This window comes from Chryseobacterium sp. ON_d1 (assembly GCF_006829085.1).
GTDB lineage: Bacteria > Bacteroidota > Bacteroidia > Flavobacteriales > Weeksellaceae > Chryseobacterium.
The window spans coordinates 390276-407933 of the sequence record NZ_BJTC01000002.1 but is presented as its reverse complement, the minus strand read 5'-3'; the positions used below and the strand labels follow the sequence as shown (position 1 = coordinate 407933).

The following is a 17658-nucleotide window of genomic DNA, read 5'->3' as shown; positions in this document are numbered from 1 at the left end:
ATGACAAAGAAACTTCCTGTAACGGTACTCAGTGGTTTTTTAGGAGCTGGAAAAACTACATTGCTGAACCATATTCTTCATAACAAACAAGGCTTAAAAGTAGCCGTCATCGTGAATGATATGAGTGAAGTGAATATTGATGCCCGCCTTGTTGAAAATCAAAACACCCTTTCAAGAACAGAAGAAAAACTGGTGGAAATGAGCAACGGATGTATCTGCTGCACACTTCGTGAAGATCTGATGGTGGAAGTGGAACGTCTTGCTAATGAAAACCGCTTTGATTATCTTCTTATCGAAAGTACAGGAATCAGCGAGCCTGTCCCTGTTGCCCAAACCTTTACTTACATTGATGAAGAAAGCGGAATTGACCTTTCCCGTTTCAGTTATGTAGATACTATGGTAACGGTAGTAGACTGTTTTAATTTCATAAAAGATTTCGGCTCTAATGAACTGCTGATGGATCGCGATCTTACGGACATGGAAGGCGATTACCGGACAATTGTTAACCTTCTGACCGATCAGATCGAATTTGCCAACGTGATTATTTTAAATAAAACAGATCTTATAGATACTGATACGCTTGGGTTCTTACAGGCTGCCATAAAAAAGTTAAACCCTGATGCGGTTATTTTACATTCAGAATTTGGAAAAATTGATCCTCAGAAGATTTTAAATACTCAGCTTTTTGATTTCGACAAAGCACAGTCATCTGCCGGCTGGCAGAGAGAATTACAATCAGAACACCACACCCCTGAAACGGAAGAATATGGAATAAGTTCAATGGTCTTCAGAGACAGAAAGCCTTTTCATCCCGTAAGATTATGGGAATACCTGAATCATCATTATCCCGAAGGAATAATCAGAGCTAAAGGCCTGTTCTGGATGGCTTCAAGACCTGATGATGCCTTAAACTTTTCTCAGGCCGGAGGATCTTTCCGTTTGGAAAAAGCAGGGGTATGGTGGTGCAGCATGCCTTTGAACCACAGAGTGCAGTATTCTTCCTTTGCAGAAAACCAGAAATTGATAGAAGACAGGTGGGACAAAAACTGGGGTGACAGGATCAATGAACTGGTTTTTATTGGCCAGAACCTGGATAAAGATCAAATGCTATCTGATCTCCAGTATTGCCTTATTACTGACAGGGAAAAAGAACTGTTTGACCAGAAACAAGGCTTTGAAGATCCTTTTCCAAAGAATATTTAAAAATTAACTTTTAATTAATGCAACATAGTTTCGATAAAAAGATTAATACAATAACTTTCGGAATTATTTCAAAACAATATGGACAGAAGAAAATTTTTAAAAGGTTCTGCAATACTTTCAGGATTATTGACCTTATCACCATCAGATCTCTGGAGCTTCGGGAATAACAGTGAAAAACCAAGATCAGGAAAAGCAAAGAATATCATCTTTATGGTCAGTGACGGGATGAGCCTCGGAACGCTTTCGATGGCAGACCTGTATTCCCGGAATATTTTAGGAAAGGGAAGTCACTGGCTCAATCTGTACCATGAGAAAAAGGTTACCCGTGCTTTAATGGATACTGCTTCAGCAAGCTCCATTGTGACAGATTCTGCAGCAGCAAGTTCGGCATTCGGGGGTGGGATAAGAGTAAAAAACGGAACGTTGAATATAGGTACCAACGGTGAGAAACATCTTCCGATCTGGCAGCAATATAAAAAAGCAGGAAAGAAAGCAGGTTGTGTCACCACCGTTACCATTACTCATGCAACTCCTGCAGGCTTTTGTGTAAATTCTTCCAGAAGAAATGCAGAACCTCAGATCGCTGAGATGTATGCAGAGCTGGAACTGGATGTCCTGTTGGGTGGAGGAGATGAGTTTTTTGATCCTGCTAAAAGGGAAGACAGGAAAGATCTCTATTCTGTCTATCAAAAAAAAGGATATAGGATTCTGAAAACACAGAATGATCTGAAAGAAATCAAAAAAGGGGAAAAACTCTTAGGAATCTTCAATACCGGAGCATTACCATACAGTATTGACAGAGCTCATCTTCAGGAATATAAAAACATCCCAACCCTTGCTGAGCTGGCAAAGACAGCCATCCATCAGATGAAAGATCATCCAGACGGTTTTGTCCTTCAGGTGGAGGCCGGAAAAGTGGACTGGGCAGCCCATGCCAATGATGTTGCTGCGCTGATCCATGATCAGCTGGCATTTGATGAAGCTGTAAAAGCTGTAATGGATTTTGCTGAAAAAGATGGAAATACCCTGGTGATTATTACTACAGACCATGGAAATGCCAACCCCGGAACGATTTATGGAACAGACGCTACTAAAAACTTTAACAGCATTTCAGACTATCAATATACCAACGAATATATTCTGAACAAGATTCAGAAAGAATATTCAGTGAAAGACATTAAAGACTGGATCTATGAAGGCAACAAAATTGTTTTAAACGATGATGAAGCCAAACATCTGTTAAGTTTTTACAACGGTCTCGAAAAAGAAGAGGAAGGAGGTCTTTATAATTACAAAAAACTGCCTTTTAAACTGTATTCAGAAATTCAGAAAAGCAGGAATTCCGTAGGATGGATCAGTATGGACCATTCCGGAGATTATGTGGAAGTGGCGGCCTATGGCCCCGGAAATGAACTTTTGCAGCCATTTATTAAAAATACAGACCTGCATGACCTGATGCTGAAGGCATGTTCTGTATAAACAAAACATTCATATTTTTTCATATTTAATTATTTGGGAGATGCGGGGCGGACTGATTGTGTTCGCCCTGTTTTGTTTTTAAATTCCCCCCATCACAAACATATTTTCCATGGTAGGCGCTTTGCTGCCTCCTTCTTTCTCAAGAGTGATCGCAAAGGCCTGTGCTTTCGGGATATTTGCCAAAGCAATCCTGCTATCTTTATCTTCCGTATACATTCCTGCACTTACAGGTTTTCCGTCTTCTATTGCCCAAAGCTGATACTGCATGCCCTCAGGAGCTTTAGGAAGCTTTTCAGCATTCAGATAAACTTCTTTTGTTTTTGTATCCCAGAAAACCATTGCTTTTGCATCCGCATGCTTTTCTACGCCTTTCAGCATAACCATTTTCATATCAGGATTGGAAAACATCTCAAGCTTCTGATTCATTTTCTGCATAGCCTGATCCTGCTGCTTTTTGCCTGCCGCCAACAAAGCCATTTCTTTTTGATTGGCAGACTGAGTATTCATCCAGTATAAGTTACCGGCAACACTCACCAGAAACAGTACAGAGGCTGCTACTGCATATGTCTTCCATCCATTTTTGCGTTGACCAGATTCCTGGATTCTGTTCTCTTTATGATCCTTTACTTCAGAAATATCAGTTGAAAGAACTGGAGTAATCTCTTTAGCAGTCTGTTCCTTTTGAATTTTGTCCCAGATCTTGGATTTCAAATCCTCTGGAGGCGTTACGGCCTGTGCTGTAGCAAGATCTTCCAAAGTTTTCTGCGCTTCTTCAAAAGCTGCTTTTACCTCAGCATTATTCTTCATCACACACTCCAAAATCCCTGCTTCCTCGGGAGAAGCATGGCCAAGAATATAAGATTCTATAATTCCGGATGATATGTATTCTTTAGTGTTCAATTTATTGATAATCTTTTAGCAAATCCTTTAATTTCATCAGTGCATTCCGCATCTTTGTTTTTACCGTTCCCAGCGGTATCTTCAGTTTTTCGGATATTTCATGTTGGGTATATCCCTGATAATACGCAAGATCTATAAGTTCCTGCTTGTCTACTTCCAGACCTTCCAGCACATTATTGAATCCGATATAATCAGAAGAATTATTCGTGGTCGAAAGTTCTGCAGTGTTATATACGAAATCCGGAAGCGATTGGTTTTTAAGTTGATTCTGGAATCCTTTGGACTTTAAATAATCAATAGCTGTATTCCTTGCGATATTGATCATCCAGGTGTAAAATCTGCCTTTGGAAGAATCATATTGATGAATGGAGTTCCATATTTTAACAAAAACATCCTGAATAACCTCTTCAGTATATTCTTTAGACTGAACAATCCGAAGAATGATTCCGTAGAGCGCACCAGAATAGTGGTCATACAGATAATGAAAACCAGTTTCGTTTTTTTCTTTCAATAAAACGATAAGTTCCTCTTCAGAATAGGTTGTTTTAATAGCTTTTATTTTTCTTCCCAAATGTAATAAAATAAAACATATTCCCAAAAAAATCTGAATCAACTTTTATTTCGTACATGATTTCATGATAATTATTAAAAAATATTCAAATATGAAAACGTTGCTTTCAAAATCAATACTGATATTTTGTATGGCAGTATCTCCCGGATTCTGCAAAGCCCAAAACAATCTTTTTAAAATCAGAAATCCCTATTATTCGCATACTGACAAAAATCCACTGAAAATAAGCAATACCGAATGGAAAAAGATATTAAAGCCTGAGCTCTATCAGGTCGCAAGAGAAGGAGCTACAGAAACAGCTTTTACAGGAAAGTATTATCAATTTGATGAAAAAGGGACCTATTACTGCGCAATATGTGGTAATCCTCTTTTCCTTTCAACTTCCAAATTTGCCACTACCTGCGGCTGGCCATCGTTTTACCAGCCTCTTCGTAAAAACAGTGTACAATACAGAAAAGACAGTTCCCATCAAATGGAGCGTACAGAAGTGCTGTGTGGAAGATGTGGATCTCACCTTGGACATGTCTTTGATGACGGCCCAAATCCAACCGGAAAACGATTCTGCATGAACTCTATATGTCTGGAATTTGTTCCATCAAAAAAATAAATAACTGATAATCAGTAATATAAAATAAATTTTATTTTTTTTCAATCTAAAATAAAACCAACCTCGTAAATGACATTAAAAGCACAAATAAATATAATTAATAAAAAAATCAACACGATGAACACACAATCAAAAATCACAGTTTTAGCAATGGTAGCTTTATCATTTGCATTCAGCGGGAAGGTAACTGCACAAACGATGAAAGAAAAAACGGTAATGGTGGGAGGAGCCCCCATGTATCCATCCAAAAACATTATTGAGAACGCCGTCAATTCTAAAGACCACAAAACACTTGTAGCAGCAGTAAAAGCTGCCGGACTGGTAGAAACACTACAGGGAGCAGGACCTTTTACTGTATTGGCACCTACAGATGCGGCCTTTGCAAAACTTCCGAAAGGAACCGTAGAAAATCTTGTAAAGCCTGAAAATAAGGCAACGCTTACTTCTATCTTGACCTACCATGTTCTTCCGGGTAGATACAGTGCCAAAGAAATCTGGGCTGCCGTAAAAGCAGGAAACGGAAAAAGCATGATGAAAACAGTACAGGGCGAAGAACTTACATTCTGGACTAAAGGAAAAGATCTTTACATTAAAGATGCTAAAGGAAACAGTGCGAAAGTAACCATTGCTGATGTAAACCAGTCCAATGGTGTGATCCATGTCATTGATACGGTTTTAATGCCTTAATCATCTGAAATATGTAAACAGCATACTGAATATGCTGTTTATCTTACTTTATTCATCCGAACACTAAAAAAATAATAGCATGAAAAGAACAATTCAGGTTTCCAATCAGGGAGCTACCCTTGATACCAGCAGAAGAAACTTTCTAAAATTAAGTGGAGTAGGATTAGCCATCGCAGGCCTTACCATTATTGGCTGTGACGACAATGACGACTTCCAGATTATTGAAGAATCCAAGTATGATCTTGGAACAGGAGATGTAGGAGTATTAAATTACGCCTATGCCCTTGAACAGCTTGAAGCTGACTTTTATACGAAAGTAGTCAATAATTTCTATATGGGAATTTCCAGTATTGAAAAAGAGCTTTTCACAGACCTGTACCATCATGAAGTGATACACAGGGATTTCTTCAAAGCAGCCATCAGTGGGGCCACAGATCATGTACTGCCTAAACTCGAATTTCAGTATCCGAATGTAAATTTTAATGACAGAAATTCTGTATTGGCTACAGCAAAAGCTTTGGAAGATACAGGTGTTGCTGCTTATAACGGTGCAGGGAAATACATCTCCAATGCAGCATACCTTGTTATTGCAGGTAAAATAGTATCAGTGGAAGCGAGACATGCTTCAGCTATAAGAAATTTAATCAATCCGGGATCAGCTGATTTTTCAGGCGATGATGTGATTGATGCTAACGGACTTGATCTGGCCAAAGAGCCTAAGGATATCGTATCGGCAGCCGGAGCATTCATCAAAACACCTTTCACATGGAAAGAAAGAGGCATTAACTAATCACTTACCTTAAAAACTCACATTATGAATATTCTTCGATTACTGGATAAGCTTTCTCATGATAAATTTTTCACAACGGAAGCATCGAGACTGGAAACCATTACGAATATGTCATTATTCGGAAAAAAAGCTGCAGTTGCTGCAGTACCCCTAGGATTGGGAACACTCATGGCTACCTCTGTCAAAGCAGAAACTACCCATACGGCAATGACAGGCACTGCATTAAAAAGCACCCTGACGGATGCTCTACAACTCGCATTAGTACTAGAGTATCTTGAAAATGAATATTACAGTATAGGATTATCTACACCGGGACTTATTCCGAATGCAGACAGAACCGTTTTTATGCAAATCTCAAAGCATGAATCTGCTCATGTAGGCTTTCTGAAAAGTACACTGACTTCTTTAGGAACAACTCCGGGAAATAAACCTACTTTTGATTTTACATCGGGCGGGAAGTTTATGCCCTTTACAGATTATAATCAGTTTCTTATTCTTGCCCAGGCTTTTGAAGATACCGGAGTAAGGGCTTATAAGGGACAGGCAGGAAATGTAATGTCCAATAAAGTAGTCCTTCAGGCAGCTTTACAGATTCATTCTGTGGAAGCAAGACATGCTTCTCAGGTGAGAAGAATGAGAGCAAATAAAGGCTGGATTGAACTTGCCGATGGAGGAAATATGCCTTCAGCAACCAATCCTGTCTATGCCGGAGAAGACAATATCAATCAGGCGGGTTATAATACAGGAACCTTATTTGGAGCTGCGGCAGGTTCTGCAGCGTATGACGAAATTTTAAGCGGCAGCGATGCACAAACGATTGCTTCCCTGTTCATAGTATAGTTGTGATTTGGATGATGATAAGTGGTGTGTCCATTTCCGGACAAGTCCGGAAATGGACTTTAAAAAATCGATCGTCAGGCCTTAAAAAAACACTTTGTTAAATAATTTCATGATTCATCTGTAAGTACCATATTTTAAATGTGGTACTTTTTATTTTCATAATCATCATTAGTTCTTTATATCTTTAAAATTCATTTGAAATCATTTAAAATAACTATACATATTCTTTTATTGTCAAAATAACTATAATACAATATAAAATTATTTCGTATTTTGGTTTACTTATTAAAATAATAATTTAAAGCACTTAAAAATGTTTAAAATATAAACTTTAAGGCCCTGATTATCATTTTTTAATAATTAAAAAATAAAAATCTCTAACTGTTGAAATAACATATGAAGAAATATCCAATTCCTGCAAATGAAGAAGGCCGAATGAAAAAACTGGAGTTTTTTGATCTTTTAAACCTGCAAAAAGATCCCCAGTTAGATATTTTTGCAGAAACAGCATGTCTGGTGACCGACTGCCCTGCAGCGCTCATTGCCATGATGGAAAGTGAGACCCAGACTATCCAGAGCTGTGTAGGACTTGCCCTGGATTTTGTAGACAGGAAAAACACAGTATGCCAGTATTCTATTGCAAGTGGAGATGTTGTCATCATCAATGACACCTTATTAGACGAAAGATCTTCTGATAATCCGCTTATTCTTGCGGGTGGAATCCGTTTTTATGCAGGAGTACCTTTGATTGATGATGAAGGGTTCGCTCTGGGAACCATTTGTGTCATTGATTACAAACCAAAAACGATTACCGATCAACAGATTTTAACCCTTAAAAAAATAGGAGAGGCGATTACAAAAGTTCTGATGGGAAAAAGGAAGAACATCCAGGCCGAATACTTTCAGCAGACCTTTACAATCTCCAATAATCTCATCTGTGTTTTGGACAAAGACTTTTTGCTGAAAGATGTTAATCCGGCTTTTGAAAATGCATTTCAGGTGAATAAAAGTCAGGTCGTTAATCATAACTTCATGGATCTGATAGGAAGTCATAATTCCCAGCTTCAATTACTTGCCAAAAATCTTCCGGATACAGATGAGGAAGTAACATTTACAACTTCTACCACTATTAATGATACACAAACCATTATTGTTGAATGGTATTTAAAACTGAAGCAGAGCCATTCCGATATTTTTTGTTTCGGAATTAATATCACCCAGCGTATTGAAGAAAAGTTAAAACTGGAAAGTTCCGAACGCCGTTTCAGAAGCTTTTTTGAAAATGCAATAGGGCTGATGAGCATGCATGATATGGAAGGAAATATCATTGCGGTCAATGAAAAAGGAAGGGAAACCCTGCAATATTCAGCTGAAGAGGTAGAAGATCTGAATTTAAAAGATCTTGTTCCTGAAAAAAACTGGCCTCTTCTTGAGCAATATCTGGAGAGGATCAATAAAAACCAGGAAGATTTCGGAACCATGATTCTGAAAACCAAAGGAGGTGAAGAAGTAATCTGGATGTACCACAATCTTGTGGAAATCAACAAAGAAGGAAATCCTTATGTGGTAAGCACCGCACTGAACGTTACGGAAAGAATAACGCTGGAAAAAGACCTTGTCCATACCAAAAAGATGCTGGAACAGACCAGTGCTGTCGCCCAGGTGGGAGGATGGGAAGTCAATCTTAAAAATAATACCGTAGTCTGGTCACAATCTACCAGAGAAATACATAAAATAGATAAGAATTTTCAGCCTGATCTCGAAAATGCCTTAGGGTTCTACAGTGAAAAAAGTAGGGAAAAACTGGAATTTTTATTTGAAAAAGCAGTGAAAGAAGGGATTCCCTATGATGAAGAATTACAGCTGGTACGAAATGACGGCATGATGATCTGGGTAAGAGTAAAAGGGATACCGGAATTTGAAGGAGGAGTATGCACCAGAGTCTACGGAATCATACAGGATATTGATAATTTTAAAAAAGTTTACCTTGAACTGGCTAAAAAAGAGGCTATGCTGCAGTCTTTTGTCACATATGTCCCTTCTACAGTGGCCATGTTTGATAAGGATCTTAATTATCTTTCTGTGAGCAGAAGCTGGAAAGACGAGTTTCAGATGAACGACATCAGGCTCATTGGTGAAAACATGTTTAAAATTTCTCCCGATGTACCGGATGAAAGAATAAAAATATACCAGGAAGCCCTGGCAGGAAAAGCCTATAAAAATGAAGATATGGCTATAGAAATTCCTGGCAGGCAATCTATTCAGCACTACAATGTAGAAGTTACCCCATGGTATCTTTCCAGTAATGTAATTGGGGGAATTATTGTTTCTGCACAGAATATTACAGCTTCTGTGAAAATCAATAAAGAACTTAAAAATGCCAAAAAGATGGCCGACATTGCAAGCAAAGCAAAGTCAGAATTCCTTGCCAATATGAGTCATGAAATCCGGACTCCATTGAACGGGGTTATCGGTTTTTCGGATCTATTGCTAAAAACACCACTGAACGAAATACAGACTCAATATCTTAATTACATTAATGAATCCGGTGAAAACTTACTGAGTATCATCAATGATATTCTGGATTTTTCCAAAATAGAATCCGGGAAAATGGATCTTTCCATAGAGAAAGCCAATGTATATGACATTGTCAGTCAGGTGATCAACGTAATTCTTTATCAGTCACAGAAAAAAAATATAGAATTACTTTTAAATATAGAGCCGGGATTGCCTGAAACCATCTGGCTGGACGAATCAAGACTCAAACAGATCCTGATCAACCTTCTCGGAAATGCCGTAAAATTTACAGAACAGGGAGAGATAGAGCTTAAAGTAGAAAAACTGGATATCGACAGTCAAAACATTAGCCTGAGATTTTCCGTAAGGGATACCGGAATTGGTATTCCCAAAGAAAAGCAACAGCATATTTTTAATGCTTTCACCCAGGAAAACAGTTCTATCAGCAAACGATACGGAGGAACGGGTCTTGGACTTACCATTTCCAATAATATCTTAAACTATATGGGAAGCAGTCTGTCGCTGAAAAGTGAACTTCACAAAGGTTCTGTTTTCTACTTTGACATCCAGGTACCTTATGCGATGTCTGAACGTCATGAAGAAGACCTGAAAATAAACAAGGTACTGATTGTAGATGACAATGAAGCCAACAGGATCATCATTCAGCATATGCTTGCTTATAAAAATGTGGATTCAAAGCTTGCTGCCAACGGGATGGAAGCCCTTCAGATCCTGCTTGCAGGAGAACGTTTTGATGTGATTCTGATGGATTATCATATGCCCGTCATTTCCGGATTGGAAACAATAGAAAAAATAAAAGAGCTTTTTAGCCAACAAAATGAGACATCACCTCTGATCATTCTCCACACGTCTTCCGAGGAACATGACGTGATCAATTCTTTCCGTCAGGAAAACAATTCATACTTTCTGTTAAAACCTATTAAATCAGAAGAGCTGTATAAGACCCTTAAACGCGCTGTAAAAAATACTGAAAGAGAAGTAACCCATAATACACAGCCGGATACAGATATTCCTAAATTGATGCAGTCTCCCCGGGTTTTACTTGTGGATGACAATCCTGTCAATATGGTACTGAATAATAAAATGGTGCGCTCATTGATTCCGGATGCACAGCTGACAGAAGCTACTGACGGACTTCAGGCATGGGAGCTGTGTAAAGAAAAACCTTTCGATATCATTTTAATGGATGTTCAAATGCCGGTAATGGATGGTATTGAAGCGACGAAACAAATCCGTTTGCTTCCTGAATATGCTGATGTTCCGATTATTGGTGTGACTGCAGGAAATGTATTGGGAGAGAAAGAAAAGTGTCTGGATTCCGGGATGAATGACTTCCTGCCTAAACCTTTAAGACAGTCTGACCTGCTGGAAATGCTGAAGAAATATATCCTTCATGAAAAAAATGATCCTGATGAAGATTCTTCAGATAAGGAAAAATACCTTGATATAAAACTTCTGAATGAACACATTGGTGATGATGATGAAGATTTCAAAAAAATATTTTTAAACCTTGTGATACAGGAGCTCACCCAGGCTGAAGAAAATATCAGAAAAAGCACAGGGGAAAAAGACAGTACAGTACTGAAAATGGTCCTTCACAAGCTCAAAGGAACAGCAGGAACAGCAGGACTTGTAAAACTTACAGAACGTACTGCCGACTGGGAAAAGAAAACAGAACCTGAGATGGATTTTGATTCCATGCAAAAAGAAATGATCTCAGAGATTACAACAGGATTACAGTTAATTAAAAATTTAATACCATAAAAAAATAAAATTATGCTGATTCTAATCGCCGAAGACGACGAACTGATTCTAAAAACGATTGAACACAAATTATTAAAAGAAGGACATGAAGTGATTCTTACCCGTAACGGAAAAGACGCTATTGAAACCCTTAAAACTGAGGATGTAGATCTGGCTATCACAGATATTATGATGCCGTTTGCCTCCGGAATTGAGATACTTTCAGCCATCAAAACCATGGGCAAACAGATCCCGGTGATCATGCTTTCCAGCATGGGGCAGGAAGAAGTGGTCCTGAATGCTTTTGACCTCGGAGCAGCTGATTTTATTGTAAAACCATTCAGCCCCAATGAATTGATATTAAGAATTAAAAGATTTTCTTCAAAATAAGCTATCGCCATGTTCCTTACCACTTCTGTGCATTTTCTTTTTCTTGTTTTTCTGGGAATGCTGTCTCTGGTTCTTTTACTGATCATTGCTGTGCTGATCTACAGCTTTTATCAGTACAGGGAATCTGTGCAGGCGTCCAGATGGTCAGAAGTCATCAATAAAAGAATATCAGAAGTCATCGTGTATGGTGAAGAAAAAATATCTGCAGACAGCAACTTTTCAGAAGCTTCCGGCAGTCCCTTATTCAGAAATCTGTTCCTTCAGAAACTGGCAGAATCCGAAAAGAAATTTTCCGGAGCAGCGCAGGAAAAGCTGAAAGACTTATTTCGGGAGTATGGTCTTCAGGAAGAAGCTTTAAAAAAATTACATCAAAAAAAGATACATTTAATAGCAGGGGGCATACAGGAACTTACAGCCATGAATGTAGAAGATGCATTACCAAAAATTTCAACATTTTTAAGCCATCCTTCAGCTCAGGTTTATCAGGAAGCGCAATATGCAATGGTTCACTTCAAAGGATTCGAAGGACTTCATTTTCTGAACAGCATAACATCCAAGATATCAGAATGGCAGCAGCTTCGTCTGCTTATTTCAATTACTCATATTCCCGAGAACTCTGGCGATACAATTAAAAGCTGGATGGAAAGCTCTAATGATTCCGTAGTTATTTTTACCCTTAAGCTGTTAAGAAAATTTCAGATGTTATCTCTCTATTCTTCCGTAATCGATTTGCTGGAGCATCCCTCTTCGGAAGTAAGGATACAGGCAGTTCAGACTTTATTATCATTGGAAAACCCGTCTACCATTGCCCATCTTATGGAGGTATATCCTGACCAGCCCACTGAGGTTCAGAAAGAGATCCTTAGAGTCATAAAAAAGTCAAAAGATCAATGCAGTACGGATTTTCTGAAAGATCAATTGTTGAATACGTCTGATTCAGGGGTAAAAGTATGTGCAGCAGAAGCTTTATGTGCACTCGAAAAACAGGATTATCTGGCAGAAATATCCCAACAGGAAACCACTTCTGAAGAATTAATTCAAATTATTAAATACGCATTGCAGGAAAAAGTATGTTAGAATTTTCACATATCATCTATGAAGTTGTTATTTGGCTGTTTCTTATTTACGGAACAGCGGTAACCCTTATTTATGGCTGGATAGGAATTTATGCCCTGGGTGCTGTACTGCGTTATAAAAAAGAAAATACATTTACAGATTACAGCATTATTGCGGCCAATCCCAATGCTCCGGTTTTCAGTGTGATAGCACCAGCCTATAATGAAGGGATGACCATTGTGGAAAATGTACGATCCCTGTTATCCCTTTATTACCATAATCTGGAAATCATTATTGTCAATGACGGAAGTAAAGATGATTCCATACAAAAGCTGATTGAAGCGTATGAGCTGGAATCTATGGCTTATTTTATTCAGGGAAAAATAGAAACCAAAACAGTAAGAGGAGTTTATAAAAGTAAAAATCCCGCCTTTAAAAAGCTTATTGTTGTTGATAAAGAAAATGGTGGAAAAGCAGATGCTTTAAACGTTGGCGTAAATATTTCTTCCGGTGAATATCTGGTTTGTATTGATGTCGACTGTATCCTGGAGCAGGATTCTATTTTAAAACTGGCAAAACCGATGCTGGAGCAGACCGATAAAAAGTTCATCGCCTGCGGTGGAGTGATTCGTCTGGCCAACAATTGCGTTATTGAAAACGGAAAAGTGGTTAGTGTAAATATGCCCAAAACCCTTCTGGGAAGAACCCAGGCACTGGAATATATAAGGGCTTTCGTACTCGGGCGTATGGCTTGGTCCCGTGCATCCGGCCTTATTCTGATCTCCGGTGCCTTCGGTGTATTTGACAGAAAAATCGTACTGGAATGCGGTGGTTATGATAAAAACACAGTGGGAGAGGATATGGAGCTGGTGGTAAGGATGAGAAAATACATGGAGGAAAAGAATGAGCCCTATGAAGTGCTTACGATCCCTGATCCTCTGTGCTGGACAGAGGTTCCGGAATCCAAAGATATTCTCAGAAAACAACGGAACAGATGGATGCGCGGAACAATGGAAACCCTCTGGAAACACAGAAAACTGATGTTCAATCCGAAATACAGAAAATTGGGAATGATCAGTCTTCCATATTGGTTCTTCTTTGAATTCCTGGGTCCGCTTGTTGAATTTTCAGGGTATATCATCTTTATCATTTTTTTATTGCTGGGCATTATCAACTGGACGTTTTTTGTAGTTCTTTTTGCTTTGGTGATCTCAATGGGATTTCTGTATTCCATCTATGCCATACTGGTAGATCTGGTGAGTCATCAGGTTTATACCAAAAGAAAAGATTTTCTTAGATTGATCTTCACTGCCTTTTCCGAACCTTTTTATTTCCATCCTATTGTGGTGAAAGCAGGAGTAAACGGGTTTATAGATTATTTCAAAAAATCGCACGGCTGGGGTGAAATGACCAGACAAGGCTTCAATCAAAGTACACAGAATTTACCTCTGAAAGAAAGAATATACGCTATTCTTCAGGTGGGGCTTAAAAAGTGGGGAATGCTGGCATTGGTTTTCTTTGCTTTATTTTTGGTAGGAGTCGTTGCAGAATCATTATGGTACAAATATATCTTTCCAAAATTTGAAACTCCAGCCATTATTGGTCATCTTTTCGTAGAAAATATTTTATTTGCCCTCAGGTTTACCTTCTGTACCGGATTTATTTATCTGATCATCAATTTCATCAAAGAAGGATGGGCAAGAACCCTGGGGATTGTAACCCTGCTTATTGCAGCTGTTACTCAATATATCTTATTCCTTTATTTTTCTGAAACCCGCAACGTATTAGGTGCAGACATTTTATATTACAGCAAAGATGAAATAAAACAGATCTTACAGGCGAGCGGAATGCTCAACTTCAAGAACTTTGCATTACTGGGAATTTTGATCACCGGTTCTTTTGTCCCTTTATGGATTGCCGGCAAAACCACTTTAAAATCAATGTATCCGGGATTGATAATATCCGTATTGGGAGTAGCAGCCTTTTTTATTCCTTCTGATATCGTAGGATCCAAAATTCTGAGCTCAGAAAGTGAGTTCAATCAAAATGCAGCAAAAAGTAAATGGGCTTATTTCTTTAAATCCAATGAAGATAATTTCATCAGTGATCACCCGGAACTGAATGAACTATTGAGTGGTAAGGATGATTTTACAGCCAGCGCAGAAATGATCAATAAAAACTTTCCGTTCTGGAGAAAAGAAAACACACCGGACTTTTTAGGATCTTATTTCAATACATCTAAGACAGTTCCCAATCTCGTTTTCCTTGTAATGGAAGGTTTCGGGCATGCCTATACTTCCCCGAAAGGGTATATAGGTAATTTTACTCCTTATCTTGATTCTCTCTCCAATAAAAGCCTGTACTGGGAAAACAGCTTAAGCTCGGCAGGAAGAACATTCGGAGCATTGCCATCATTGACAGGATCACTTCCTTTCGGGAAAAACGGGTTCCTTGAAATAGAAAAAACTCCGGAAAACTTCAATCTTTATAATATCTTTAAAGCCAATGGATTTGAAACAGGGTTTTATTATGGAGGTCATGTATCATTTGACCGTTACCGTGAGTTCCTGGAATACAGCGGAGTAGATCATATTGTGGATGAGTCTTCATTCAGCAGTCCTTACCGTAAGCTGCCTGCCAACAACGGGGAGAGCTGGGGATATGAAGACCAGGCTGTTTTTGGTAAAATGCAGCAGCAGCAAAAACCACAGAATCAGCCGTATTTCAATATGATTCTTACGCTTTCAACCCATAACCCTTTTTTAATCAACAATAAAGATTATTATGAAAAGCTGTACAATCAAAGGCTGAATTCAGGGATTTTAGCTCCCGAACAGAAAAAATGGGCTGCTGCTCACAAAAACCAGCTCATTTCAGTACTGAATGCCGATGATGCCATTAAAGGTTTCTTTGAAAATTACAGCAAACGCCCGGACTTCAGCAATACTATTTTTGTCATCACAGGAGATCACAGTATGCCTGAAATTACGCTACAGTCTAAAATTGACAGGTACCATGTACCCCTGATGATCTATTCGCCACTGCTGAAGGAATCAAAACGTTTTTATAAGACCGTAAGCCATTTTGATATTGCACCTTCCATTTTAGCTTACTACAGAAATAATTATAACATCAGTACGCCTTCTACAGTAACATGGGTAGGAAGAGGATTTTCAGCAGATTCCGAGATAAACAAAGCCGGAATCCCAATGATGCAGAGTAAAAACCAGCTTATTGATTTCGTATCTGAAAAGTATTATATTCATGACGGACAGCTTTTTACGCTTAAAAACCTGGAAGAAGATCCTTCAAATGATGCAGCAGCTATGGGTAAGATCAATGACAGGTTCAATCAGTACAAAAGTATGAATGCAAAGTTTTATGCTACGAAAAAGCTGATGCCTGACTCAGTCATGGTGAACTTTAAGAAGAAAACAAAGTCAAAATTTTAAAACTTTCTGGTATAGCCTAAAGTGATATCAAACTGATTTCCTTTCTCACCCGGACGGAATTCCTGATTATAGTACATGGTTCCCACTGAAAAAAGGTTGGTGCGGTATGAAAAATTATATTCAGCACCCACTTTAAAAGTCTTAAGCTTAAAAGTCTCATTTTCCAAGAGGTTATTACGATTTTCTTCAGGGCTGATTCCTGTTCCTATCTGAAAAGCAAAATAATCCTGGGCACCTTTGGTATAGTACCGTACCGTTCCTGTATAAGAATGTGAAATATTCTTACTGTCAGGCGTAATATAAGTACGCAGGTTGAACCAGAAATTTTTATAATACTTTCCTACAGAAGCCGTATACATCCATATACTGTTACTGAAATACAGTTGACGGTATCCTAATTCTGCTTCAAAGCTGTGGGGAAGATTGGCATTTAAAGAAACCCCGGTACGGTATTTCGGAAACAGACCGACATCATCAGAATATCCACCACCAACGTACAGGTAAAACATTTTGGAAAGTCGTGGATAAGCTTCCAGCTCAATCTGTGTACCGCCCTGTGCAAATTTATTGGCATAGTTACCGCGAAGGATCACAGAACCAATAGGGGTCACTCTTTTATAGCTTACTCCCACAATATGCCAGTCGTTATCAAACTGCTTGTCAAAATGGGAATAATTATAAACAATTCCAACCGCATTTTTAGAGGAAAGATCATTTATTCTCACTGCAAGGGCTCTTGCCTCCGTATTTTTAGGATTGATAGATAAAAGAGTCTTTACAGCGTTGTCAGCTTCTTCATAATTATCCATACCAAAATAGACTTTCGCCTTCAGCAGCAGTAATGCCTCAGATTTAGAATGATAGGAAAGTCCTTTATCAATAATTTCAATAGCTTTTGTATTCTGGTCGTTCCAATATTCCAATGAGGCATAGGCCAGGAAATAATCTTCATCCCGAACCTCTCTTTTTCCAAGATCTTCAAATACAGCTCTTGCTGCAGCCAGATCTTTGTTCCACGTATATAATCTGCCCAGAAAAACTGTGATATCTGTATAATTGGGTGCTTTTTCCAGGGCCTCTTTTGCCAGCGCTATAGATGTAGTATAATCTTTCTGTTCAAAAGCAGTGGTACGGGCTTTAAGAAACAATTCGTCAGCAGTGAGGTTCTGCTGTCCATACATAGTAATAGGAAAAAGTAATGCTAATAAAAAGGTCGGATATCTTTTCATTGAGGTTTAGTATTAATGAGCTACATCTTGTATCACAAATATATTGAACTTTTACCTCACAGCCCAGAGATTATTCATCAAAACTTATTTTTTTAAGATTATTATTTCATAAAATACCAACTAATAGATATTTATGATGGAATAATTATTGTCGTAATTAAAAAAGAATTAAT

Annotated in this window: 13 protein-coding genes; 10 read left to right on the top strand and 3 right to left on the bottom strand. The window is 38.4% G+C overall.

Going from position 1 to position 17658, the window contains the following annotated elements; translation table 11 throughout:
- Together CRS_RS05275 and CRS_RS05270 are read left to right on the top strand one after the other, a co-directional pair.
- Window positions 1-1203 (top strand): GTP-binding protein, encoded by a 1203-nt coding sequence (locus CRS_RS05275; RefSeq protein ID WP_142723019.1) that lies wholly within the window; start codon window positions 1-3, stop codon window positions 1201-1203.
- A gap of 78 nt (window positions 1204-1281) precedes the next feature.
- On the top strand, window positions 1282-2682 hold the full coding sequence (locus CRS_RS05270) for an alkaline phosphatase (RefSeq protein WP_142723018.1): 1401 nt from the start codon (window positions 1282-1284) through the stop codon (window positions 2680-2682).
- Between the two features lie 78 nt (window positions 2683-2760).
- Here the strand turns inward: CRS_RS05270 and CRS_RS05265 are convergent, their stop codons facing one another.
- Complete coding sequence (locus CRS_RS05265; protein WP_142723017.1) at window positions 2761-3582, bottom strand: anti-sigma factor domain-containing protein; 822 nt, start codon at window positions 3580-3582, stop codon at window positions 2761-2763.
- 1 nt (window position 3583) lies between these two features.
- Window positions 3584-4153, bottom strand: coding sequence for an RNA polymerase sigma factor (locus CRS_RS05260; RefSeq protein WP_228451183.1), 570 nt, complete (start codon window positions 4151-4153; stop codon window positions 3584-3586).
- Between the two features lie 91 nt (window positions 4154-4244).
- On the opposite strand from CRS_RS05260, the gene msrB reads away from it, so the two are divergent.
- The 8 genes from msrB to CRS_RS05220 all read left to right on the top strand — a co-directional run bounded on the left by msrB (window position 4245) and on the right by CRS_RS05220 (window position 16256).
- A complete protein-coding gene (msrB, locus tag CRS_RS05255; protein WP_142723016.1) occupies window positions 4245-4760 on the top strand; it encodes a peptide-methionine (R)-S-oxide reductase MsrB in 516 nt (171 codons plus the stop codon).
- Between the two features lie 117 nt (window positions 4761-4877).
- On the top strand, window positions 4878-5447 hold the full coding sequence (locus CRS_RS05250; protein ID WP_123842300.1) for a fasciclin domain-containing protein: 570 nt from the start codon (window positions 4878-4880) through the stop codon (window positions 5445-5447).
- Window positions 5448-5526: 79 nt separating this feature from the next.
- Window positions 5527-6237 (top strand): ferritin-like domain-containing protein, encoded by a 711-nt coding sequence (locus tag CRS_RS05245; RefSeq protein WP_142723015.1) that lies wholly within the window; start codon window positions 5527-5529, stop codon window positions 6235-6237.
- 24 nt (window positions 6238-6261) lie between these two features.
- Complete coding sequence (locus CRS_RS05240) at window positions 6262-7077, top strand: ferritin-like domain-containing protein (protein ID WP_142723014.1); 816 nt, start codon at window positions 6262-6264, stop codon at window positions 7075-7077.
- Between the two features lie 396 nt (window positions 7078-7473).
- On the top strand, window positions 7474-11379 hold the full coding sequence (locus CRS_RS05235; protein ID WP_142723013.1) for a response regulator: 3906 nt from the start codon (window positions 7474-7476) through the stop codon (window positions 11377-11379).
- A gap of 12 nt (window positions 11380-11391) precedes the next feature.
- Window positions 11392-11748, top strand: coding sequence for a response regulator transcription factor (locus CRS_RS05230; RefSeq protein WP_142723012.1), 357 nt, complete (start codon window positions 11392-11394; stop codon window positions 11746-11748).
- A gap of 9 nt (window positions 11749-11757) precedes the next feature.
- Window positions 11758-12825, top strand: a complete 1068-nt coding sequence (locus CRS_RS05225; protein ID WP_142723011.1) for a HEAT repeat domain-containing protein — start codon at window positions 11758-11760, stop codon at window positions 12823-12825.
- Window positions 12819-16256, top strand: a complete 3438-nt coding sequence (locus CRS_RS05220; protein WP_142723010.1) for a sulfatase-like hydrolase/transferase — start codon at window positions 12819-12821, stop codon at window positions 16254-16256. Before CRS_RS05225 ends, CRS_RS05220 begins: the two co-directional genes overlap by 7 nt.
- Here the strand turns inward: CRS_RS05220 and CRS_RS05215 are convergent.
- Window positions 16253-17485 (bottom strand): YaiO family outer membrane beta-barrel protein, encoded by a 1233-nt coding sequence (locus tag CRS_RS05215; protein WP_142723009.1) that lies wholly within the window; start codon window positions 17483-17485, stop codon window positions 16253-16255. The genes CRS_RS05220 and CRS_RS05215 overlap by 4 nt on opposite strands.
- Window positions 17486-17658 lie beyond the last annotated feature (173 nt).

Excerpts from the sequence above, each read along its gene's own strand:
- CRS_RS05275 (WP_142723019.1), top strand. The coding sequence starts at position 1 with ATGACAAAGAAACTTCCTGTAACGGTACTCAGTGGTTTTTTAGGAGCT.
- CRS_RS05270 (WP_142723018.1), top strand. The coding sequence starts at position 1,282 with ATGGACAGAAGAAAATTTTTAAAAGGTTCTGCAATACTTTCAGGATTA.
- msrB (WP_142723016.1), top strand. The coding sequence starts at position 4,245 with ATGAAAACGTTGCTTTCAAAATCAATACTGATATTTTGTATGGCAGTA.
- CRS_RS05250 (WP_123842300.1), top strand. The coding sequence starts at position 4,878 with ATGAACACACAATCAAAAATCACAGTTTTAGCAATGGTAGCTTTATCA.
- CRS_RS05245 (WP_142723015.1), top strand. The coding sequence starts at position 5,527 with ATGAAAAGAACAATTCAGGTTTCCAATCAGGGAGCTACCCTTGATACC.
- CRS_RS05240 (WP_142723014.1), top strand. The coding sequence starts at position 6,262 with ATGAATATTCTTCGATTACTGGATAAGCTTTCTCATGATAAATTTTTC.
- CRS_RS05235 (WP_142723013.1), top strand. The coding sequence starts at position 7,474 with ATGAAGAAATATCCAATTCCTGCAAATGAAGAAGGCCGAATGAAAAAA.
- CRS_RS05230 (WP_142723012.1), top strand. The coding sequence starts at position 11,392 with ATGCTGATTCTAATCGCCGAAGACGACGAACTGATTCTAAAAACGATT.
- CRS_RS05225 (WP_142723011.1), top strand. The coding sequence starts at position 11,758 with ATGTTCCTTACCACTTCTGTGCATTTTCTTTTTCTTGTTTTTCTGGGA.
- CRS_RS05220 (WP_142723010.1), top strand. The coding sequence starts at position 12,819 with ATGTTAGAATTTTCACATATCATCTATGAAGTTGTTATTTGGCTGTTT.
- CRS_RS05215 (WP_142723009.1), bottom strand. The coding sequence starts at position 17,485 with ATGAAAAGATATCCGACCTTTTTATTAGCATTACTTTTTCCTATTACT.